The organism is Mesorhizobium sp. BAC0120 (assembly GCF_033542235.1).
Taxonomy (GTDB): Bacteria; Pseudomonadota; Alphaproteobacteria; order Rhizobiales; family Rhizobiaceae; genus JAWRCU01.
Window position 1 is genome coordinate 471,684 of the sequence record NZ_JAWRCU010000003.1, and the last position, 20,707, is coordinate 492,390.

The 20,707-nt window shown below is 63.0% G+C and carries 24 protein-coding genes and 1 other RNA gene; 16 read left to right on the plus strand and 9 right to left on the minus strand.

Going from position 1 to position 20,707, the window contains the following annotated elements; genetic code table 11:
- Positions 1 to 220: 220 nt before the first annotated feature.
- From trhA to SAZ10_RS09155, 7 genes are all read left to right on the plus strand, one after another.
- Positions 221 to 889: a PAQR family membrane homeostasis protein TrhA gene (gene trhA, locus SAZ10_RS09125; protein WP_318608886.1), complete on the plus strand. Its 669-nt coding sequence runs from the start codon at positions 221 to 223 to the stop codon at positions 887 to 889.
- A 197-nt stretch (positions 890 to 1,086) separates the two neighbouring features.
- Positions 1,087 to 2,106 carry a MotA/TolQ/ExbB proton channel family protein gene (locus SAZ10_RS09130; RefSeq protein ID WP_318608887.1) on the plus strand — a complete coding sequence of 340 codons (1,020 nt, stop codon included), beginning with the start codon at positions 1,087 to 1,089 and terminating at the stop codon, positions 2,104 to 2,106.
- Complete coding sequence (locus tag SAZ10_RS09135) at positions 2,106 to 3,137, plus strand: peptidoglycan -binding protein (protein WP_318608888.1); 1,032 nt, start codon at positions 2,106 to 2,108, stop codon at positions 3,135 to 3,137. Before SAZ10_RS09130 ends, SAZ10_RS09135 begins: the two co-directional genes overlap by 1 nt.
- 179 nt (positions 3,138 to 3,316) lie before the next feature.
- Positions 3,317 to 3,730, plus strand: a complete 414-nt coding sequence (locus tag SAZ10_RS09140; protein WP_318608889.1) for a hypothetical protein — start codon at positions 3,317 to 3,319, stop codon at positions 3,728 to 3,730.
- A 192-nt stretch (positions 3,731 to 3,922) separates the two neighbouring features.
- The gene (locus SAZ10_RS09145) at positions 3,923 to 5,401 is read left to right on the plus strand and encodes a carboxypeptidase M32 (RefSeq protein ID WP_318608890.1); all 1,479 of its coding nucleotides are present in this window, start codon (positions 3,923 to 3,925) and stop codon (positions 5,399 to 5,401) included.
- 79 nt (positions 5,402 to 5,480) lie between these two features.
- Positions 5,481 to 7,136 carry an FAD-binding dehydrogenase gene (locus SAZ10_RS09150; RefSeq protein ID WP_318608891.1) on the plus strand — a complete coding sequence of 552 codons (1,656 nt, stop codon included), beginning with the start codon at positions 5,481 to 5,483 and terminating at the stop codon, positions 7,134 to 7,136.
- Positions 7,137 to 7,192: 56 nt separating this feature from the next.
- Entirely contained in the window at positions 7,193 to 7,375 is a 183-nt protein-coding gene (locus SAZ10_RS09155) for a hypothetical protein (protein WP_318608892.1), read from the plus strand.
- 444 nt (positions 7,376 to 7,819) lie between these two features.
- On the opposite strand, the gene SAZ10_RS09160 is transcribed toward SAZ10_RS09155, so the two are convergent.
- Complete coding sequence (locus SAZ10_RS09160; RefSeq protein WP_318608893.1) at positions 7,820 to 9,622, minus strand: ABC transporter transmembrane domain-containing protein; 1,803 nt, start codon at positions 9,620 to 9,622, stop codon at positions 7,820 to 7,822.
- 199 nt (positions 9,623 to 9,821) lie between these two features.
- Here SAZ10_RS09160 and rpmE point away from each other — a divergent pair, with 199 nt between their 5' ends.
- Positions 9,822 to 10,043 (plus strand): 50S ribosomal protein L31, encoded by a 222-nt coding sequence (gene rpmE / locus SAZ10_RS09165; RefSeq protein WP_318608894.1) that lies wholly within the window; start codon positions 9,822 to 9,824, stop codon positions 10,041 to 10,043.
- Positions 10,044 to 10,152: 109 nt separating this feature from the next.
- On the opposite strand, the gene SAZ10_RS09170 is transcribed toward rpmE, so the two are convergent.
- Both SAZ10_RS09170 and SAZ10_RS09175 read right to left on the minus strand, forming a co-directional pair.
- A complete protein-coding gene (locus SAZ10_RS09170; RefSeq protein WP_318608895.1) occupies positions 10,153 to 10,461 on the minus strand; it encodes a SelT/SelW/SelH family protein in 309 nt (102 codons plus the stop codon).
- An 8-nt stretch (positions 10,462 to 10,469) separates the two neighbouring features.
- Positions 10,470 to 11,219 carry a YebC/PmpR family DNA-binding transcriptional regulator gene (locus SAZ10_RS09175; protein ID WP_318608896.1) on the minus strand — a complete coding sequence of 250 codons (750 nt, stop codon included), beginning with the start codon at positions 11,217 to 11,219 and terminating at the stop codon, positions 10,470 to 10,472.
- Positions 11,220 to 11,500: 281 nt separating this feature from the next.
- Here SAZ10_RS09175 and SAZ10_RS09180 point away from each other — a divergent pair, with 281 nt between their 5' ends.
- Positions 11,501 to 12,322: an MBL fold metallo-hydrolase gene (locus SAZ10_RS09180; RefSeq protein ID WP_318608897.1), complete on the plus strand. Its 822-nt coding sequence runs from the start codon at positions 11,501 to 11,503 to the stop codon at positions 12,320 to 12,322.
- Between the two features lie 5 nt (positions 12,323 to 12,327).
- Here the strand turns inward: SAZ10_RS09180 and SAZ10_RS09185 are convergent, their stop codons facing one another.
- The gene (locus tag SAZ10_RS09185) at positions 12,328 to 13,308 is read right to left on the minus strand and encodes a glycerophosphodiester phosphodiesterase family protein (protein ID WP_318608898.1); all 981 of its coding nucleotides are present in this window, start codon (positions 13,306 to 13,308) and stop codon (positions 12,328 to 12,330) included.
- Positions 13,309 to 13,395: 87 nt separating this feature from the next.
- The gene (locus SAZ10_RS09190) at positions 13,396 to 13,725 is read right to left on the minus strand and encodes a metalloregulator ArsR/SmtB family transcription factor (RefSeq protein ID WP_318608899.1); all 330 of its coding nucleotides are present in this window, start codon (positions 13,723 to 13,725) and stop codon (positions 13,396 to 13,398) included.
- 50 nt (positions 13,726 to 13,775) lie between these two features.
- Here SAZ10_RS09190 and SAZ10_RS09195 point away from each other — a divergent pair, with 50 nt between their 5' ends.
- From SAZ10_RS09195 to SAZ10_RS09205, 3 genes are read left to right on the plus strand one after another with little or no spacing between them, the layout of a single operon-like run.
- Positions 13,776 to 14,258 carry an SRPBCC domain-containing protein gene (locus SAZ10_RS09195; RefSeq protein WP_318608900.1) on the plus strand — a complete coding sequence of 161 codons (483 nt, stop codon included), beginning with the start codon at positions 13,776 to 13,778 and terminating at the stop codon, positions 14,256 to 14,258.
- 9 nt (positions 14,259 to 14,267) lie between these two features.
- Positions 14,268 to 14,678: a VOC family protein gene (locus SAZ10_RS09200; RefSeq protein ID WP_318608901.1), complete on the plus strand. Its 411-nt coding sequence runs from the start codon at positions 14,268 to 14,270 to the stop codon at positions 14,676 to 14,678.
- A 19-nt stretch (positions 14,679 to 14,697) separates the two neighbouring features.
- Positions 14,698 to 15,165 carry an SRPBCC family protein gene (locus SAZ10_RS09205; RefSeq protein ID WP_318608902.1) on the plus strand — a complete coding sequence of 156 codons (468 nt, stop codon included), beginning with the start codon at positions 14,698 to 14,700 and terminating at the stop codon, positions 15,163 to 15,165.
- A 10-nt stretch (positions 15,166 to 15,175) separates the two neighbouring features.
- On the opposite strand, the gene SAZ10_RS09210 is transcribed toward SAZ10_RS09205, so the two are convergent.
- Positions 15,176 to 15,946 (minus strand): TerC family protein, encoded by a 771-nt coding sequence (locus tag SAZ10_RS09210; RefSeq protein ID WP_318608903.1) that lies wholly within the window; start codon positions 15,944 to 15,946, stop codon positions 15,176 to 15,178.
- 71 nt (positions 15,947 to 16,017) lie between these two features.
- Positions 16,018 to 16,842, minus strand: coding sequence for a TIGR00282 family metallophosphoesterase (locus tag SAZ10_RS09215; RefSeq protein ID WP_318608904.1), 825 nt, complete (start codon positions 16,840 to 16,842; stop codon positions 16,018 to 16,020).
- Positions 16,843 to 17,093: 251 nt separating this feature from the next.
- Here SAZ10_RS09215 and SAZ10_RS09220 point away from each other — a divergent pair, with 251 nt between their 5' ends.
- The 3 genes from SAZ10_RS09220 to SAZ10_RS09230 all read left to right on the plus strand — a co-directional run bounded on the left by SAZ10_RS09220 (position 17,094) and on the right by SAZ10_RS09230 (position 18,713).
- Positions 17,094 to 17,309, plus strand: coding sequence for a hypothetical protein (locus SAZ10_RS09220; RefSeq protein WP_318608905.1), 216 nt, complete (start codon positions 17,094 to 17,096; stop codon positions 17,307 to 17,309).
- A 104-nt stretch (positions 17,310 to 17,413) separates the two neighbouring features.
- Positions 17,414 to 18,250 (plus strand): hypothetical protein, encoded by an 837-nt coding sequence (locus SAZ10_RS09225; RefSeq protein ID WP_318608906.1) that lies wholly within the window; start codon positions 17,414 to 17,416, stop codon positions 18,248 to 18,250.
- A complete protein-coding gene (locus SAZ10_RS09230; RefSeq protein WP_318608907.1) occupies positions 18,228 to 18,713 on the plus strand; it encodes a hypothetical protein in 486 nt (161 codons plus the stop codon). The genes SAZ10_RS09225 and SAZ10_RS09230 overlap by 23 nt, the downstream gene beginning before the upstream one ends.
- Before the next feature lie 15 nt (positions 18,714 to 18,728).
- On the opposite strand, the gene SAZ10_RS09235 is transcribed toward SAZ10_RS09230, so the two are convergent.
- Entirely contained in the window at positions 18,729 to 19,316 is a 588-nt protein-coding gene (locus tag SAZ10_RS09235; RefSeq protein ID WP_318608908.1) for a 5-formyltetrahydrofolate cyclo-ligase, read from the minus strand.
- Between the two features lie 280 nt (positions 19,317 to 19,596).
- Positions 19,597 to 19,754, minus strand: a non-coding RNA gene (ssrS, locus tag SAZ10_RS09240) — 6S RNA.
- A gap of 93 nt (positions 19,755 to 19,847) precedes the next feature.
- Between ssrS and SAZ10_RS09245 the strand changes: the two genes are divergently transcribed.
- Positions 19,848 to 20,687 (plus strand): MoxR family ATPase, encoded by an 840-nt coding sequence (locus SAZ10_RS09245; RefSeq protein ID WP_318608909.1) that lies wholly within the window; start codon positions 19,848 to 19,850, stop codon positions 20,685 to 20,687.
- Positions 20,688 to 20,707 lie beyond the last annotated feature (20 nt).

Here is a 20,707-nt window from a genome sequence, read left to right on the forward strand (position 1 = left end):
GCAGTAGGGCAGTAGGAACTGCTTATCCACCCATTCCAGTCTGCAAGCGCTTTTTGCCATCGCCATTTCTCGCGACGGCACATCCCGACCGGCCCTATTGCCTTATTGCCCTACTGCCTTACTGCCCTGAAACCTGCCGGCCATAAAATAGTTAAGTTTGCCTGCCTACATCCCGACTGACACCCGGAGAGGGGTGAAGCGAGCAGGTGACGGTCGCGTTTTGAGCATCGAGATTCCGTTTTCCGGACGGTTTCAATATTCGAAGGCCGAACTGATTGCCGACGGCGTCGTGCATGCCGTTGGGATCGTGTTCGCGATCTCGGCTGGATCGATCCTGCTCGCCTTCTCGGTTTTCCATGCCGGCCTTTGGGAATATGTGGCGGCGGTGTTCTATGTCGTCTCGCTGCTCACCGTGCTGTCGATCTCGCTGGCCTATAATCTGTGGCCTGTTTCGAAGGCGAAATGGGTGCTGCGCCGCTTCGACCACGCCGCCATCTATCTCCTGATCGCCGGCACCTACACGCCCTTTCTCGCCCAGCTTAACGACCGCGCCACCGCCGGGGTGATGATCGCCCTTATCTGGTGCGCCGCGGGGACGGGCATCGCGATCAAGCTGATGCTGCCCGGCCGATTCGATCGGCTCTCGATCGTCTTCTACCTGGCAATCGGATGGGGTGGCCTCGTCTTCGGCCGCTCGGTGCTCGAGGTGCTTTCGCCGGCGACGCTCTGGCTGATCGCCACGGGCGGCATCTTCTATTCGGTGGGCGTGGTGTTCTTCGCCTGGCAGAGCCTGCGCTTCCAGAGTGCTCTCTGGCACGGCTTTGTGGTTGTGGGAGCCGGCCTGCATCTGGCCGCCGTGATGGACTGCCTCGTCATTGACCGTATCTGACAGGGTTGGGCGCGACCGCTTCGCGTCTTTCATTTTCCTGCTAAATCCGCTTAGAGTCGCGGGCTAGCGCATCGGACCGAAAAGTGCGTAGCTGTTTTCGGACAAATCCGGCGTGTGAACAAAGAGCTAGAGCGGCGCAGCGATCCGGCTTGATCGCACGCCGCTCCAGATAGTCCTGACAAGGATTTGAGGCGCGGATGGCATTTTTCAAAGCTTTCGGCAGCGATGTCGCACTTGGGGAATCCGGCTACGACCCCCACAAGCTGTCGAGCCCGCAGGTCTTCCTTCTGTCGATGCTCATATTCCTGGCGATCGTCGCCTTTATCGCGGCAATCCTCTATCGCCAGATTTCGCGTGCCTTTGTCACCAATCCCGGCCTCAACGGCTTGATCGTCGGGGTGCTCATTGTCGGCATATTGCTCGCCTTCATGCATGTCATCCGACTGTTCCGCGAGGTGCGTTGGGTGAACTCGTTCCGCGCCGGTTCAGAGGCTACGGATCCGGTGCTGCTCGCGCCGATGCGGGCGCTGTTGTCGCGCTCCTCGACCATGGCGCTGTCGACCAGCTCCATGCGCACCATGCTCGACTCGATCGCCAACCGGCTGGACGAAACGCGCGACATCACGCGCTACCTAGCCGGGCTGCTCGTTTTCCTCGGCCTGCTCGGCACCTTCTGGGGCCTGCTTTCAACGATCGGCTCGATCGGCCAGACCATTCAGGCGCTCGATCCCGGCACCGGCGACGCCGGCGACATGCTGGAAGCGCTCAAGACGGGCCTCGCTGCGCCATTGGCCGGTATGGGCACCGCCTTCTCAGCCTCCCTGTTCGGCCTGTCTGGCTCGCTGATCGTCGGCTTCCTCGATTTGCAGGCCGGCCGCGCGCAGACGCGCTTCTATACCGAACTGGAGAATTGGCTCTCGACCGTGGCCGATCTTTCCTCCGACATTGCCGTCGATCCGGGCAGGGCCGCGCCTCCCGACGAGTTTCGCGCAGTCACCGAGCGCCTCAGGACGTTGCAGGAAACCGGTGGCTCCAACCAGCGCGTCGCGACCGCAATGGCCAATCTTGCCGACGGCATTTCCGGCCTCGTCAAGAACATGCGCAACGAGCAGCAGATCATGCGTGATTGGGTCGAGGCGCAGTCCGAAGAGCAGAAGGCGATGCGCAATACTCTCGACAAGATCGCTGAAGCGCTGAGACAGCGGGAGATGCATTGATGCCTCTCGCGCGTGGGCGCCGCAGCCAGCGTGCCATCGATTATTGGCCGGGTTTCGTCGACGCGCTGTCGACGCTCCTCCTGACCTTCATGTTCCTTTTGTCGGTGTTTGTGCTGGCGCAATTCCTGCTCAGCCGCGAAATATCCGGCAAGGACGAAGTGCTCAACCGCCTCAACTCGCAGATCAACGAGCTGACACAGCTGCTTGCCCTCGAAAAGTCGAACACGCAGGATGCGCAGGACCAGCTCGCCAACCTGCAGGCTTCGCTCAATGCAGCCGAGCAGGAGAAGTCGCGGCTGCAAACCTTGCTTGATCGAGGAGCCGGCTCGGACGCGGCAGCCAATGCCCGCATCGGCACGCTGAGCAACGACCTTGAGAACGAGCGCGCGGCAAATCAGCGCGCCCTGTCTCAGGTCGAACTGCTCAACCAGCAGATCGCGGCGCTCAGAAAGCAGATCGCCGCGCTGGAGGACGCCCTCAATGCCTCGGAGGCACGCGACCGCGAGTCCAACACCAAGATCGCCGATCTGGGTCGCCGCCTCAACGTCGCTTTGGCGCAGCGTGTTCAGGAGCTGAACCGCTACCGCTCGGATTTCTTCGGCCGGCTGCGCGAGATCCTTGCCGACCGTGAGAACATCCGCATCGTCGGCGACCGCTTCGTCTTCCAGTCGGAAGTCCTGTTCCCGACCGGCTCGGACGCGATTAACGCGGAAGGCCAGGTGGAGATGAAAAAGGTCGCCGATGCGATCATCCAGCTCCAGAAGGAGATACCGCCGGAGATCAACTGGGTGCTGCGCGTCGACGGCCACACCGACAACAAGCCGCTGTCGGGCACCGGCCGCTACCGCGACAATTGGGAGCTATCCTCCGCGCGCGCGACCTCGGTCGTCAAGTTCTTCATCGCCAACGGGGTGCCGGCCAATCGCCTTGTCGCCGCCGGGTTCGGCGAATTCCAGCCGCTCGACGCCGCCGACAATGACGAGGCCCGCAGGAAGAACCGGCGCATCGAATTGAAGCTCACCGAGCGCTGACAACGCCCTTTTGATTGCCTGTTGATTGGGCTCACGTCCGGAATAGACTTAGATCCATGTCCCGGGCCGGGAACCGCCGGCGAGGCCAATCCTCCCACTGGCAGCGCGACGCGACGGAACCGGACGGCCCGATTTGGGAATCACGGCTTGCAAGCCGTTTCCCCGATGGAGACGCAAACATGCGCTCACTCCTGTCGATTGCGGCAATAGCCGCCTCAGCCCTCGCAACCTCGCTCGCTACCGCTGACGCTGCGCCGCTCAGGCGCACCGCTGCCCCGGCGGACGCTTACGCGCAGAACCTCGCCCAGCCGTTCCAGCCGAGCAGCCCGTTCACAAGCGCCAACCCGCGCCTGGCGCAGATCGACTCGCAGCTCAGTCAAGCCGAGCGCACGATCAGTGCCGATCGGCGTCAAGGCTACATCACCGCCAGCGAAGCGCAGGATGCACGCGAAGAGGGCCGGCTGATCCATAACTCTGCCCTCGACAGCATCGCACAGAACCGAGGCAGCATCCCGGATGCGAGCTACAATGCGTTGCTCGGTCGACTGGCTGCACTGAACCAGACGATCGAGATGGAGACGTCGCAGCACTGACGGCTCACAAAGCTCGAAATGACGGCCGCTGCGCTCGGCGCGGCGGCCGTTTTTTGCGAACCGGAATTGCTCGTCGCGGTTTCGGACGCGCCCCGGTGCAATTGCCCAAACCGTCTCGGCACCGCCCTGCAGCTCTTGCAGCCGGGCTTCAGTTGCTGTCCTCTCAACCGACCTCACGAATCGGAGCGCCTGATGTCTTTTGCAAAACTCGACGAGCTCGGCCACAAACTGCAGGCACTTGATCACGCGCTGGCGATCCTGGGCGCCGACGAGGCGACCCACATGGCTGTCGGCGGCGGCGCAGCCCGCGCCGAGGCGATGGCCGCGCTCGCCGGCATGCATCATCGCCAGGCGACGGCGCCCGAAATCGCAGACTGGATCGCCGCGGCGGAAGGCGAGACGCTGAACGAGGCCCAGCGCGCGGCGCTCCGCGAACTCAAACGGCAATATGCCAACCTGACATCCCTTCCGGCCGAATTCGTCGAGCGCCAAACGAAGGCTCGCCTGCGCTCCGAGCAGCTCTGGCGCGACCTGAGGCCCAAGAACGACTGGGCGGGCTTCCTGCCGGCGCTGGAAGGCGTGATCGCCCTGGTCCGTGAGGAGGCGCAGCTCCGCGCTTCGGTGCTTCAGCTCGAACCTTACGATGCGCTGATGGAGCAATATGATCCCGGCAACCGCGCCATCGACATCACGCCTGTCTTCGCCGAGCTGAAGGCATTCCTGCGCGACTTCATCCCGGAGGCGCTTGCAGCGCAGGAGAAGAAGCCTTCGGTCAAGCCGCTTGCCGGCACCTACCCGATCGAGCGCCAGCGCGAGCTCGGCCTTGCCATGATGGCCGCGGTCGGCTTCGACTTCACCCATGGCAGCCTTTCGGTCTCGCACCATCCCTTCTGCGGCGGCGTGCCGACCGACGTGCGCATTACCACGCGCTACAACACTTCCGATTTCCTGTCGGCGCTGATGGGCGTGCTACATGAGACCGGGCACGCGTTATACGAGCAGAACCTGCCCGCCGAATGGGCGCATTGGCCGGTCGGCCGGGCGCGCGGCATGGCCATGCACGAGAGCCAGAGCCTGTTCGTGGAAAAGCAGATCGGCCGCAACCCGGCCTTCTGGCGCTGGGCGCTGCCGGTCGTCGAGAAGCACCTCGGCGAGACGTTCGGCTATGACGACATCCTGCCGCTGATCCACAAGGTCGAGCGTGGCCTGATCCGCGTCGATGCCGACGAGGTGACCTACCCGCTGCATGTGATCCTGCGCTACGAGCTGGAGCAGGAGCTGGTTGCCGGCCGGCTGGAAGCGTCCGACCTGCCCGAAGCGTGGGACGCCAAGATGCGCGAGTATCTCGGCCTGTCGACGATCGACAATCCGGCTGACGGGCCCATGCAGGACGTGCACTGGCCCGCCGCCATCTTCGGCTATTTCCCATCCTACACCCTCGGCGCATTGATGGCGGCCCAGCAATGGACGGCGATGGAGCGCGAGGTGCCCGGCGTCAACGACGACATCGCCGCCGGCAAGTTCGACGCCGTCAACGAATGGCGGAGTGAAAAGATCTGGAAACAGGCATCGTTCCATTCGACGCCGGCTCTGCTCGAGCGAGCCACGGGCGAGAAGCTCAACGCCGCCTACTTCACGGCGCATCTGAAGAGCCGGTATGGAGGGCAGTGAGCCAGCAGGAACGGCCTGAACACAGGGAGAGCCATTGAGAAGCCGCGACTGAGCTCGTTTCGGATGCGTGGGAGAGGAAATGCCTGAACGGGCCGATGCGATCATCATAGGCGGCGGGCTTGCCGGCTTGGTCGCTGCAGCCGAACTGGCAGACGCGGGAAAGCACGTCATCATCCTCGAGCAGGAAGGCGAGAATTCGCTGGGCGGCCAGGCCTTCTGGTCGCTCGGAGGCTTGTTCTTCGTCGACAGTCCCGAGCAGCGCCTCATGGGAATAAAGGACAGTCGCGAGCTGGCCCTGCAGGACTGGCTGGGCTCGGCCGGCTTCGACCGGCTGGAGGATTTCTGGCCGCGAAAGACGGCTGAAGCTTTCATCGATTTCGCCGCCGGCGAGATGCGGGCATGGCTCTATTCGATGGGCATGCGCTGGTTCCCGGTCGTCGGCTGGGCCGAACGCGGCGGCGGCATGGCGCACGGCCACGGCAATTCCGTGCCGCGCTTCCACCTGACCTGGGGCACCGGACCCGGCGTCCTGGAGCCGTTCGAGCGGCGCGTGCGCGAGCACGCAGGACGCGGCCTGATCGAGCTGAAATTCCGCCACCAGGTCAGCCGGCTCATCAGGACCAATGGCGCCGTGGCCGGTGTCGCCGGGGAGGTGCTGGAACCATCGACGGTGAAGCGCGGCGAGCGGTCCGGACGCAATGTCGTCGGCGAGTTCGAGCTTCACGCCGGCGCAGTGATCCTGACGTCGGGCGGCATCGGCGGCAACCAGGAGCTTGTGCGCCAAAGCTGGCCCGTGGCGCGGCTCGGGCCGCCGCCGAAGAAGATGGTTTCGGGCGTGCCGTATCATGTCGATGGCCGCATGCTTGCAATCGCGCGAGACGCGGGCGCCTCGGTGATCAACGCCGACCGCATGTGGCATTACACCGAGGGCGTGACGAACTGGGCACCGATCTGGCCGAACCACGGCATCCGCATACTGCCCGGGCCATCCTCGCTTTGGTTCGACGCGAAAGGCGAGCGGCTTGAAGCGCCGTACCTGCCGGGCTTCGACACGCTCGGCGCGCTGCGCCGCATCCTTTCGACCGGCTACGATCATTCCTGGTTCGTGTTGACGCAGGCGATCATAAAGAAGGAGTTCGCGCTCTCTGGCTCCGAGCAGAATCCGGACATGACGTCGAAAAGCTGGCTCGCTGTCTTGAAGAGCCGCCGCGGCAGGGCAGCGCCGCCGCCGGTCGAAGCATTCAAGCAGAAAGGCGAGGATTTCATTGTCCGCAGCGATCTGCGCGACCTTGTCACTGCAATGAACGCGCTTGCCGGCGCGCCGTTGCTGGACCACGATCGGTTGAGGATGCAGATCGAAGCGCGCGACCGCGAGATCGACAACCCGTTCTCAAAGGATGCCCAGATCATCGCCATTCGCGGCGCTCGAAACTATCGCGGCGACCGGCTGGTGAGGGTAGCGAAGCCGCACAAGATACTCGACCCGGCCAACGGCCCTCTGATAGCGGTGCGCCTCAACATATTGACACGCAAGACGCTGGGCGGCCTGCACACCAATCTCGACGGCGAGGTGCTCGATGTTGCGGGCGCGCCAATTCCGGGCCTTTATGCGGCCGGCGAAGTCGCTGGCTTTGGCGGCGGCGGCTATCACGGCTACAACGCGCTCGAAGGAACGTTCCTTGGCGGATGCATATTCTCGGGGAGGAATGCGGGGAGGAGAGTGGCGGATGGCTGAAACTGCAATTTCATCCTATGTCGCTCATACCAAGTTGTTTTAGGCAGGAGTTGAACATGACTGCGGCGAGGCGTGAGGGGCAACTGACATCGCGGCAGCAGCCTCTCAACAAGGCAAGCGCGGAATCTGAAGGTGGGGTGGACAAAGATCGCAAGCAGGCGATCAATCGCGTCCGCGAGCTGCGCAGGCCGCTGCCCGATTGCTGGAAGTTCGACCGCGACGAGGCCAATAGACGGTAGTCGCTAAGCGCTCTGCTGGTGGGTCGACGCAGACCTCCCACCTTTATCCTGTGATAGCGGCGATGGTAGGTTTTGATCGTTGGCGCCGCCCCTCATCGCCCTGCCGGGCACTTCTCCCCGTAAACGGGGAGAAGGACGCCGGCCGCAATGAAGGCGCTCGTTCTGCAACGTCGGCGATTGGCGAAATCAAAACGGCAGTCCTCCTTCTCCCCGTTCTACGGGGAGAAGGTGCCGGCAGGCAGATGAGGGGCGGCGCCAACGGTCAAACTTGAAGCCGCTGTTACTCCGCCCCCCGTCCAAATGGATTTGCGACATGAAGCCTGCGTCAACCTAAAAGCAGAAGGGTGGAAGCGTCTCCGGCAGAGAATGCCGGCGCTCCGGAGTCGACCGCCCGCTTCCCTGTGAAACAGCCTCAAAGCAAGCGCACTGACGTCGCGGCCCCCCCTACTCCGCCGCCCCTTGAAATGCACTCGCGCCTGTCTCGAACTGCAGCTTGGCGAGCCGTGCGTAGACGCCGTTCTGGCGCACGAGGCTCTGATGCGTGCCTTCCTCGACGATGCGGCCGTGATCCATGACGAGGATTCGGTCGGCCTTGAGCACTGTCGCCAACCGGTGCGCGATGATCAGCGTCGTGCGGCCGCGCACAAGCTCACCAAGTGCCGTCTGAACCAGCGTCTCGCTTTCGGCGTCGAGCGCCGAGGTCGCCTCGTCGAGCAGCAGGATCGGCGCCTCGCGCAGGATCGCGCGGGCAATCGCGATCCGCTGCCGCTGGCCGCCCGACAGCGTCACGCCGCGCTCGCCGAGCTGAGTGGCGTAGCCGTCCGGCAGCCTGCGGATGAATTCGTCGGCATGGGCTGCCCTGGCCGCCGCCTCGATCTCGGCATCGGTGGCGCCGGGACGTCCGAATCCGATATTGTCGCGCGCGCTCGCGGCGAAGATCGTCACGTCCTGGGGTACGATGGCGACCCGCCCCCGCACTTGCCTGGGATCGGCCTCCCTGACATTGACGCCGTCGATACGCACGGTGCCGGAGAGCGGGTCGTAGAAGCGCAGGATCAGCGAGAAGATCGTGCTCTTGCCCGCGCCTGACGGCCCGACAATGGCGACGGTCTCGCCGGGCTTTACGGCGAAGCTCAGGCGGTCGAGTGCCGACCGGTCGGGACGCGCCGGATAGACGAAGCTGACATCATCGAACGAGACCGAGCCGATGCGGCGCTCGGGCAATGGCTTCGCGACTGGCGGCGCGGCGATTGCCGGTTGCTCCGCGAGAAGCTCGGTTATGCGTTCGGATGCGCCAGCCGCCTGACTGAGGTCCCCCCAGACTTCGGACAACGAGCCGAGCGCGCTGGCGGCCATCACCGCATAGATCACGAACTGGCTGAGCGTGCCTGCCGTGATCGCCCCGGACAGCACGTCGCGCGAGCCGAACCATAGCACACCCACGATCGAGGTGAAGATGATGAAAATCGCAACGAAGGTGAGAAACGCGCGCGCCAGCGCCGAGGACCGCGCGGCCCCGAACGCAGCCTCGACTGCGCGCGAGAAGCGGCTGGTCACGAGGCTTTCATTGGTGAAGGCCTGGAGCGTGCGCACCGCACCGATCTGCTCGCTGGCATAGGCGGTTGCATCGGCGAGCGTGTCCTGCGCGATGCGGGACTTGCGCCTGACCGAGCGGCCGAACGCTACCAGCGGCAGCACGATCAGCGGGATCGCCACAATCACCAGCCCGGAGAGCTTCGGACTCGTGAAGACCATCATCACCACGGCGCCCAGCGCAAGGATCAGGTTGCGCAGCGCAACCGAAGCGGTGGCGCCGACGGCGACCTTGACCTGCGTCGTATCGGCCGTAAGCCTGGAAACGATCTCGCCCGACTGCGCCGTATCGAAAAAAGCCGGCGAAAGCTCCGTCACATGCGTGAAGACGTCGCGCCGAATGTCGGCCACCACACGCTCGCCGAGCATGATGACGTAGTAGTAGCGGCATGCGGAGGCGACCGCGAGCAGCCCGGCGATCGCCACCAGCATGGAGAAATAATTGGCGATAAAGGCGGAGTCGGAATTGGAGAAGCCGTGATCGATCATGCGGCGCACGGCAACCGGCAAGGCCAGCGTCGTCGCCGCGGCGAGGCTGAGAAAGAAGAGCGCGGCTGCGACCTTGCCCCGGTAGCGGAGCACATAAGGGAAGAGGTTGCGCAGCGGCGTCAGCCTCGCCACGCGGGCTGCTCCTTCCGCTCTCGCTTCGCTCATCGCACTGCCCTTTCTCACCGGAGAAATGCCCGGTTCACGGCCTTGTGCTTCAATTTCGGCTGATGTATAGGCTCGCCGACCGTTTTTGAAGCTGCGGCCTGTCATAGCTGCGGCTTTGGAGTTTCAAAGTGGGCGCAACGCCGCAGGCCAGTTCGGCGCTGCCGGCATGGCGGCCCGAGACCATCTCAGGAACCGACTGATGAAAGCCGACATCCATCCCGACTACCACACGATCAAGATCGTCATGACAGACGGCACCGAATATCTGACGCGTTCGACTTACGGCAAGGAAGGCGATACGCTGAACCTCGACATCGACCCGTCCACCCACCCGGCTTGGACCGGCGGCCAGCAGCAGCTTCTCGACCGTGGCGGACGCCTGTCGAAGTTCAAGAAGCGCTACGAGGGTCTCGGCATCTGAGCATGATCCCGAACCGAAGGTCAGCGCAGCAATAAGTTGCAGACTTTTCGGATAAGATCATGCGGCAAAGAAATTCAGCCCATCCAGGGTTCTAAAAAAAAACCCCGCTTCAGGCGGGGTTTTTTGTTGCGGGTCTGCTGTGGTCCACGTGGCCGAGATCGCGCTCGGGGTCGATCACGTCCCGCACCAACTGCTTGAGCTTGGCAGCGTCGGGGACGCCGCTATCGCGCTTGCGCTCCCAGATGAGGTGTTCATCACAGGCGATGGTGAAGATGCCCCCGGAGCCTGGCACCAGCGTCACCTCGCCGAGATCGGTACCGAAGGTGGAGAGAAGCTCCTGTGCCATCCAGCCGGCGCGCAACAGCCAATTGCACTGCGTGCAGTAGGTGATGACGATGCGCGGCTTGGCGTCCGTCATGCGGCGGCTCAGGCGGCGCTGAGTTTCGCCATGGTGGCCTCGTCCACCTCGAAATTGGCGTAGACGTTCTGCACGTCGTCATCCTCTTCAAGGGTCGAGACCAGCTTCATCAGCGATTGCGCCCGCTCTTCGTCGACCGGCACGGTATTCTTCGGCTTCCATATGATCTTGACCGACTCGGCCTCGCCGAGCGCGGCCTCCAGCGCCTTGGATACCTCGCCGATGGATTCGAAAGCGCAATAGATCGTATGGCCTTCCTCGTCCGACTCCACGTCGTCGGCGCCGGCCTCGATCGCCGCCTCCATTACCTTATCGGCGTCGCCGGCCGTCGGCGGATAGAAAATCTCGCCGACGCGGTCCCACATGAAGGAAACCGAGCCCGTTTCGCCGAGCGCTCCGCCAGCCTTGGTGAAGGCAGCGCGCACGTTCGAGGCGGAGCGGTTTCGGTTATCGGTGAGCGCCTCGACGATCAGCGCGACGCCGCCGGGGCCGTAGCCCTCGTAACGCACTTCCTCATAGTTCTCCGTATCGGCGCCGGCCGCCTTGTTGATAGCGCGCTGGATATTGTCCTTGGGCATGGACTGAGCCTTGGCGGCCTGGATGGCGAGCCTCAGTCGCGGGTTCATGTCGGGATCGGGTACGCCCATCTTCGCCGAGACCGTGATCTCGCGCGCGAGTTTCGAAAACATCTTCGACTTGACCGCATCCTGGCGGCCCTTGCGGTGCATGATGTTCTTGAACTGTGAATGGCCGGCCATGTAGCCCCTTTGATGCTTGTTCAGCTGTCGGAAATGGCGCGCTTTATAGAGATTCCTGCGAAAAAGGTCCAGCAGCGGCCACGGCATGATCCCGAAAGTTGCATACCTTTCGGATGAGATCATTCAGCAAAACAAATAGTTAGCGCGTGATGGACGATTTCGATCCAGTTGCTCCTGCTCTAGCTGCATGCCTCGCGCAATCGTGACTACGCGGCGCGGGGCGTTGATGATCATACTGCTCGCGCGACCGCCCTCCCCGACCTCCCGCCGACGGAGCCGCCATGCGCCTTTCCGCCGTAATCGCCGTCTGCGCCGCCTTTCTCCTTTTCCTTCTACCGGCGGCCGTGGCGCGTGCCGACGAGGACGATCCCGTTCCCAGCAAATGCACGGAGATCGCAAAGGCCCTGCCCAACGTCACTTACGCGAAGTTCACGCCGGCCGAGGCAGACGCCGATGGCGAGGTAACCATCACCTATGCCGGACACTCGACTTATGTGATCGACACTCCGGCTGGCGTGCGGATCGCGACCGACTATTCCGGTGTATATGGCAACGACCCGCTGCCACGCGTCGTGACCATGAACAAGGCGCACCGCACGCACTACACGCCGTCTCCCGACCCGCGGATCGAATATGTGCTGCGCGGCTGGAATCCCGATGGCGGGCGGGCCAGGCACAGGCTTGTCGTTGATGACGTCTACATCCGCAACGTGACGACCGACATTCGCAGCCCAGGCGGAGGCATGGAGAAGGACGGCAACTCGATCTTCATCTTCGAGGTAGCCAATCTGTGCATCGGCCATCTCGGCCACTTGCACGTTCGACTGACCGACGCTCAATACGCAGCGATCGGCCGGCTCGACATTACTATGGTGCCTATCGACGGCGGCCTTACGCTCTCACTCGACGCAATGAGCGAGATAACGAACAGGCTCCATTCTTCGATGGTGCTGCCTATGCACCGCCAGTCCACGCCGATCGGCGAGTTCACTGCGCGGATGGGCAAGGGCTATAGCGTCGACTTCCGAGCGGACCGCTCGCTCAAGATATCGGCGAGGACATTGCCGAGCCAGCCGACGATCGTCGTGCTCGACGGAGTGTGAGCAACTCAGTTCACGCCGCGCCGTTGGAGCACAGGCGCAACGACATCGAGCGCGTCGGTCGAGATGCCGCCTGAATAGCCGGCCGGCAACTGCTCGATCTCAGTGGGATCGTTCAGCCCTTCCGAGAAGCCGCCGTGATAGGGCCCGAGAAGAAAGACCTGTGTGCCCGCCGCGTCCATTCGATCGAGGAACCTGTTCGGCCAGCCCCAAAACCACGGCGCGATATTCACGGGCACGAGCAGCGTCGTCTTTCGACATGCCTCCGGCACATAACCGGACCAGCCGGCAGCGATGTAGGCCAAGGCGCATTTCTTCAAGGAGCCGCTGCTGAAGCTGCGCATGTCTGGCAGCTTCTGCTCGACCGCCGCAATCGGCGCGTCGCCGCCATAGACGGTGAGCCGCGCCCTTTCCCGCGGCTCGAGGCCGTCGAGAAACCCGGCGAGTGCCTCGCCTTCGGCAGGATCGCTGCTCTTTATATTGATGTGGAAGCGGCGGCCGGGGAAATGCGCCAGCACCTCGTCGAGGCTCGGCATCAGCCCGACCCCTTTGCCTCGGAAAGGAAAGGTGGCGCCGTCATCGGCCGTGTAGCCGTAGCCGATATCGAGCGTCTTGAGATAGGCTAGGTCGTGCTCGCGCGTGACGCCCTTGCCGTTGGTGCGGCAGTCGAGCGTCCAGTCGTGGAAGACCGCGAACTGGCCGTCGGTGGTCGGGTGCACGTCGAGCTCGATGGCGTCGGCGCTGAGCGAAAAGGCGGCTTCCATCGAAGCGATCGTGTTCTCCAGGTAAGCGTGCCGCGGCGGCAGCATGCGCGCGGCGGTGCAGCTATCGCCCGTCAGCCCTTCGCGGCTGAAATCCTGGGCAAGCCCACGGTGGGCGAGCAGCATCGGCCGGCCGGGTGCCCTCCCAGAGATGAGCGACGTATTGTTGACATAGATCGCAGCGGCCAAAGCCGCCATCGCCGCGAGAACGACGGTTCTCTTCGTCATGGACCCCTTCCCGCCCTGCGATGAGTTCTCTGTCTGCGTCGTGTCAGGGACGGACTGCCGGGCAAACTTGCCGGCAGCGAATTCGCTTCACGCCGGCTTTTCGAGATCGGCTTTCAGCCTGTCAAGGATTGTCATCGCGTGGGTCGCGTACTCGCTGATCCAGCGGTCGTGGATTTGCTTGATCGGCAGCGCGTTCAGGTGATTCCAGCGTTCGCGCCCCTCGCGGCGCGGCACCACGAGCTCGGCCTCCTCCAGGACCTTCAGATGCAGCATCACCGTGCACCGGTCCATGTCGTCGAAGGTCTCGCACAGGGCCCCCGTCGTCTTTGGCCCGTCTTTCAGAAGATCGAGTATCTGGCGCCGACGCGGGTGAGCCAATGCCTTGAAAACACTGTCGTCCTCGGTTCGGCTTGACATGTTATGTTTTTATAACATCATGGTGCTGCAAGCAAGGAGGAGCTGTTGATATGTCGCTCGGTTTCAAGGTTTCCGGCCGCATCGCCAAGCCCGTGGCCGACGTTTTCGACGCTGTCGTCAACCCGACGAAGCTCAGCGGCTATTTCACGACGATCAAAGGTGCCAGCGCGCCGCTTGTGGCCGGGACCACGGTGACTTGGTGGGGCGACATCCCCGTTGAGGTCGACGAGGTCGTGCCGCAAAGGCGCATCGTGCTGCGCTGGGACGGCGGCGGCGCCGATGCGAAGCCATCCTACAGGACCAGGATCGAGATGAATTTCGAGCCCCTGGAGGATGGCGCCACCTTCGTCACCATCGCCGAAGAGGGCTGGCGCGAGGACGAGGCCGGGCGGAAGCGATCCTACCTGAACTGCGAAGGATGGTCGCAAATGCTCGCCTGCATGAAGGCCTATCTCGAACACGGCATCAACCTTCGCGACGGTTACTACCGCAGCGAGTTGAAAGGCGAACCCGCCCGGGAAGACAACCTCTAAGGGGCCAAGATGCAGACACTTGTCACGCCGTTTCTGATGTTTCAGGGCAGGGCCGAAGAGGCGCTGAACTTCTACTGTCAGATCATCCCGGACAGCCGGATCATCGAGCTGCAGCGCTACGGAACCGAAGGACCTGGCAAGGAAGGCTCCGTGAAGATGGCGCGGACTTCGATCGGCGGTCTTGAAGTGATGTGCATCGACAGTCCGGTAGAGCACGCATTCACCTTCACACCCTCATTCTCGCTCTTCGTCACCTGCCGGTCCGAGCAGGAGTTCGAGGCGATCGTTGCGGCCATCGGAAAGGGAGGCGGGGTTCTCATGCCTCCCGACAACTACGGGTTCAGCCGCCGCTTCGCCTGGCTGAACGACAGGTTCGGTGTCTCGTGGCAGCTCAACCTGGGGCAACTCGAGCTGAAATAGAGAGCGCAAAGAGGAAAAAATGGAGGTGAAGGAGACCCCCATCGCCACAGCCGGAATGCTGATCCGCCGGCCCGTCGAGGAAGTCTACGAGGCTTTCATCGACCCGGCGATCACGTCGAGATTCTGGTTCACTCACGGCAGCGGTCGGCTGGATGCCGGCCGTGAGGTCCGCTGGGAATGGCGGATGTACGAGGTTTCGACAACGGTCCGCGTGCAAGCGCTCGTCCGGAACAGGGAGATTGTCATCGAGTGGAGCGACCCTCCGACAACCGTCGTTTGGACCTTCATCCCCATGCCGGAAGGCGCAACCTTCGTCGACATCCGCAATTACGGCTTTTCCGGCACCGCGGACCAGCGCGTGAGGGACGCCCTCGACTCGACCGGCGGTTTTTCGCTGGTGCTGGCCGGCGCGAAAGCATGGTTGGAGCACGGCCTCGAGCTCGGCCTGGTCCGCGACCGCCACCCCAAGGGACTTCCGGAGAGCTAGTTACCTGGGGTTAACGGCTCTCGCCGCTCTCCCCGCCCTTCCGCCGCCTTCGCGCCAGCATGTTGAGCAGCTCGACCAGTGCGGAGAAGCCCATAGCCGCGTAGATGTAGCCCCTCGGCACGTGATAGCCCATTCCGTCGGCGATCAGCGTCATGCCGATCATCAGGAGGAAGCTCAGTGCCAGCATGACGATCGACGGGTTGCTTGCAATGAAGCGCGACAGCGGTTCGGCTGCAACAAGCATCGCCGTCACGGCAACGATGACGGCGATGTACATGATGGCGATCTCTTCGGTCATGCCGACAGCGGTGATGATCGAATCGATCGAGAAGACGATGTCGAGCAGCAGGATCTGGAAGATCGCGGCGCCTATCGACATCTTCACGACCTGACCAAGCGGGTCGGCTTCATCGCTATCGGGGTCAACGTTGTGATGGATCTCGCGCGTCGCTTTCCAGACCAGGAACAGGCCGCCGGCGATCAGGATGAGGTCGCGCCACGAAAAGCCGTGGCCGAAAGCGGTGAAGACCGGCTCGGTGAGCTGTACGATGAAGGAGATCGTGGCGAGCAGGATGAGCCGCAGCACGAGCGCGGCGCTGATGCCGAGCCGGCGCGCCGTCTTCTGCTGATGCAGCGGCAGCTTGTTGGTGAGGATCGAGATGAAGATCAGGTTGTCGATGCCGAGCACGACTTCCATGACGACCAGCGTCAGCAGCGCCACCCACGCCGTCGGATTGCTCAGCCAGGCGAAATGCGGCGCCAGGAATTCTATGATCTGCATTTCGCTCCCGCTGTCTGCTCAATGAGTTGAGCGTGACGCAGAGTTAGGAAGCGCCCTGCCGCACGTCAACGTCAACTCCAGAAGGCCGGCACAGTTTCTTCGAGCCGCGGCCCCAGGCGCAGCGGCGCGATCCTGTCGGCGAGTCCTGTTCTGTCGGAGATGTCCACCCCCACCCCGCAAATCGTGGCAGGCCCGCCAGCCGCTTCGAAGCGGCCCTTTGGCACCTTCGAAAGGAAGCGGTTGAGCGGCTCCTCCTTGTCCATCCCGAGCGAGGAATCATAGTCGCCGCACATCCCGGCGTCGGAAATATAGGCCGTGCCGGCGTTGAGGATCTGGTGATCGGCCGTAGGCTGATGCGTATGCGTGCCGACGACGAGGCTCGCGCGGCCATCGACGAAATGTGCGAAGCACATCTTCTCGGAGGTCGCCTCTGCGTGAAAGTCGATGACGACGGCATCGGCCTGCTCGCCCAGCGGGCAGGCCGCCAGCTCCGCCTCGACGCTCTGGAAAGGGTCGTCGAGCTCCGGCATCATGAAAACGCGTCCCATGATGTTGGATACGAAGACGCGCGCCCCGTTCCGGGCCTGGTAGACACCGGAGCCGCGGCCCGGCGTGCCTTTCGGATAGTTGGCGGGCCTGAGAAATCGGTCGGTGCGTTGCGCAAACTCGAGCGCCTCGCGCTGGTCCCAGACATGGTTGCCCGTCGTCACCACGTCGGCCCCTGCAGAAATGGTCTCGCGAAAGATTTCCTCGGTGATGCCGAATCCGCCCGCGGCGTTCTCGCCGTTGACGATCACGAAATCGAGCCTGAAATCCGAGATCAGGCCGGGGAGCTTTTCCCACACCGCCGAACGGCCAGAGCGCCCGACCATATCGCCAAGAAATAGAAGTCTCATTCAGGATCCGTGTCGCGAAAGAGACTTCTTTCAGCCCCAAGACGTGCCGTCAAGCAGCCGGGTACCGAACCGCCGCGGACCGGCATTGAGTCCGTCCCGACCGAGGGTGCAATTTCTCCAACTTTCAATTGAGTACAGTAGCTCCAGATCTACCCTTATTTGATTAGGTGGCTACACCCTCATCTCATTTGAGTCCTGCGACCATAGATTGTTAAATAAGCTCAGTGTTTACCAGAGCTTGGGACAATAAAATGAAGAAGCTGCGCTCCTTGAAACTTCATATCGCAATCGCAATTTGCCTGGCGGGATTCACATTGCCGGCAGCAGCGTTGGGAGTGATACCAGGATCGCCCGGCGGCGGCTCGGCATCGACGCCGGCTCCGATCGCAGGGGCCGGGCTGATCGCCATCGGTGTCGCAGGCGCGGCCATCTACGCGGCCATACGCCGCTTCCGCAAGCCCGACTGAGACCGAGTCACGTCTCGGCCGTCTGCGCTCTGCCATCGGATGGAGGCGCCAGGGAAGGTTGCGCACTCATGTCAGGTCCAGTTGCAGCAAACACGGCGGCGCAAATGCAACAACGCGCCGCCAGCCGAGTGGGGCCGATCGAGCGGGGAAGGCTCTTCGCAGGGCTGGCGCTTATCGGCTACGCGAACGGTATCTCGCACCGGGTCATCTGGGCGCTTCGCGAGGACCCGGGTCGCTCCTTTCTCCACGCCTTCGACATCGGCGCGGTCGTGTGGATCGCCCTTTTTGCATCTGTCTATATGCTTGTTCGCCAGCGGGAGCAGGCAGCCTCACCTAACGACATGCTCGCGGCCGGCCTGGCATTCGCAACCTTTCTGGCGCCTGCGCCGCCGCTCTCCTGGCTCGGCCTGTCGGGATTGAGCATCTATATCGCCCTCACGTCGCCACCCGGCTCGGCTTCCCGGCGCGGCGCCTGGATCCTGCTTGCGCTGACGGTGCCGATGTTCTGGAGCCGAATGCTGTTTCTGCTGATGAGCGACACCATCCTGCGCTTCGATGCGGTTCTGGTGGGGCTGATCCTCGGCACCGGCCGTTCCGGCAACGCAATCGCTTTCGCCGACGGTTGGGGCTACTTCTACATCGCCCCGCCATGCTCCTCGCTTGCCAATGTCTCGCTCGCCCTGCTCTGCTGGGTACTGGTGACGCAAGCGCTCGGGCGCCCGAATCCTGCCACGCGCTACTGTGTTCTGGCAGTGGTGTCTGTGATCGTCATCAATGTCATGCGTCAGGTGCTCACCGGGCTATCTCACGACAATTACGCGCTCCTCCACGGAGAGGCTGGCAACCTGATCCTGGGCTGGCTCATTTTTGCCGTTACCTTGGCGATCTGTCTCTGGGGTGCGACACGCGGGGGACGGCATGCCGTCGCTGCATCCAACTGAGGCAGGCATCACCTTGGCGCTGGCATTGACGCTCGCCATCAAGATCGCCTTCGCTCCCCAGGCTACCCCGGCGGCCGTGCCAAGCCAATGGGAGGCACCGGTTGTGACCTTTCTCCAGCATCAGGGCTTTGCCGTCGGCGCGCCATTGCCGGACATCGATCCTGCCATGCTACCTGCCATGAAAGCCGGCTGCAGCCTGAAGGTAACACAGGTATCCCCCACCGGATGGCACCGAGACGTGCTTGCCAGTCTTGCCCGCCCTGGCGAGCAGGTGGCATTCGTCTTCGACGACAAGGTGTTTTCCACCCAGCCGGTTTGGAAGACCTTCTTTGACGAAAATCGGCGTCGCCTGCTCACCTATGCCGGCTTGCATCCGACCGAACGGCCGCTATTGGGCGTTATCGCTTCACCTGGTTGCGCGCTGAAGGAGCTGCCGTGGGGCGAGATCGCAGATCTCGGCTGATCCGCGGTGCAGCCATCAGATTTGCGGCCCGAACCTCCGCAGCCCGCTTTCGGTCAGGATTTCCGGGATTATTACATCGTGCCATTCGTTCGGCACCAGCGGCACTTCCTGGCAATCGAAGGCAATGCCGACAAGGCGCGGTGCGCGGCCGGCATCCTGCAGCCTGGCGATGGCTCGGTCGTAATAGCCGGCGCCATAACCTATTCTGTGGCCACGCCGGTCGAAGGCGGCCAGCGGCACGAGCATCAGCGAGGGATCGAGCACCTCCGCCTCCGCGCCTGGACCCCTCGTGCCGAAGCCCATCTCGACCATCGGCGCGCCGCGGACGAGCTCGCGAAAGACCATCGTCGTCTTGTCGAGGATTGCCGGCACGCAGAGCCGCGCGCCTTTCTCATTGAGCGCAAACATGAGTGGCCGGATGTCGACCTCGGACCGCATCGGCCAGAAGCCCGAAACGATCTCGCCGGGTTCGACAGTGATCTTCTCCGCTGCCTCTACCATGCCGAGCGAGGCCTCGATGCGCCACCTCTCGTCGAGCGCATCGCGGCGCGCAAGTGCTTCGCGACGCAGCTCCTTCTTCAACGTCCTGGAGTCCCCTTCCATCGCCCTCACTCACCGCAACCGATTCGATATCGCCGACCGTAGCCGAACCCGGAAACTCATACGGAGCCACGGCGCCCAGACGTTATCCCCAAACCGACCCTTGCGGGCAAGGAAGCCGGAAATCAGCGGTCCACTGGTCACGGCCCGAAAGCTTTGCAGGCGATGGCCCGCCTGCCTGCTGGTGGCGATCGACGAAGCCGGGCACGACTCACGTGCCTCGGGGCTCGCTGAAGCAATCCTCGCTGCGACGGATGGGTTCTCTCATCAATAGGTGGGAAAGCGGCGATCCACGACGACCGATGGAGAAGTCGATCCCGGGAACCTACAAAGTAGGTGGGCGCCGTGTGTCCGAACCCACGGGTCCGGCCAGGGACAGCTCCCTTCGAGATCGATAAGGCCCCGGGGAAATGTCTCTCCTGTCGCGAAGCGCAGACCGCCAATGACAATATAGTCGGCCGAGCGGCGTCCCGCCATCCATTTGACCGCGTCCGATTGTTGATTTCTGTCGCTCTATACCCGATTAGGAATCGCATGCGCTTCGAAGGTACGCCGGCCTATGTCGCCGACAAAGATTTGATGGTGGCCGTCAACGCGGCGATCGCGCTGGAACGGCCGCTGCTGGTGAAGGGCGAGCCTGGCACTGGCAAAACTGAGCTTGCCCGGCAGGTCGCGCTCGCACTCGGGCTCGACCTCATCGAATGGAATGTGAAATCGACGACCAAGGCGCAGCAGGGCCTTTATGAATATGATGCGGTGTCCCGGCTGCGCGACAGCCAGCTCGGCGACGCGCGCTTCAACGACATCAAGAACTACATCAAGCGTGGCAAGCTGTGGGACGCCTTCACCTCCGACAGGAAGATGGTGCTCCTGATCGACGAGATCGACAAGGCCGACATCGAGTTCCCGAACGACCTCCTGCAGGAGCTCGACCGCATGGAGTTCTTCGTCTACGAGACCGGCGAGACGATCCGTGCCGCGCACCGGCCGATCGTCATCATCACCTCGAACAATGAGAAGGAGCTGCCTGACGCATTCCTGCGCCGCTCCTTCTTCCACTACATACGTTTTCCCGATGTCGAAACGCTGACCAGGATCGTCGAGGTCCATTATCCCGGCATCAAGCGAGAGCTGGTGCGCGCCGCCCTCACGCAGTTCTACGAGATCCGTGAAGTGCCCGGGCTGAAAAAGAGACCGTCGACGTCCGAAGTGCTCGACTGGATCAGGCTGCTGGTGGTCGACGACGTCGATCCGGCCGACCTGCGGGGCGATCCCAAGAACGCACTGCCGAAGCTGCACGGCGCGCTTTTGAAGAACGAGCAGGACGTGCACCTCTTCGAGCGCCTGGCTTTCATGGCGAGGCGGCAGGGGTAGCTACCGGAGGGTTGGCGCTG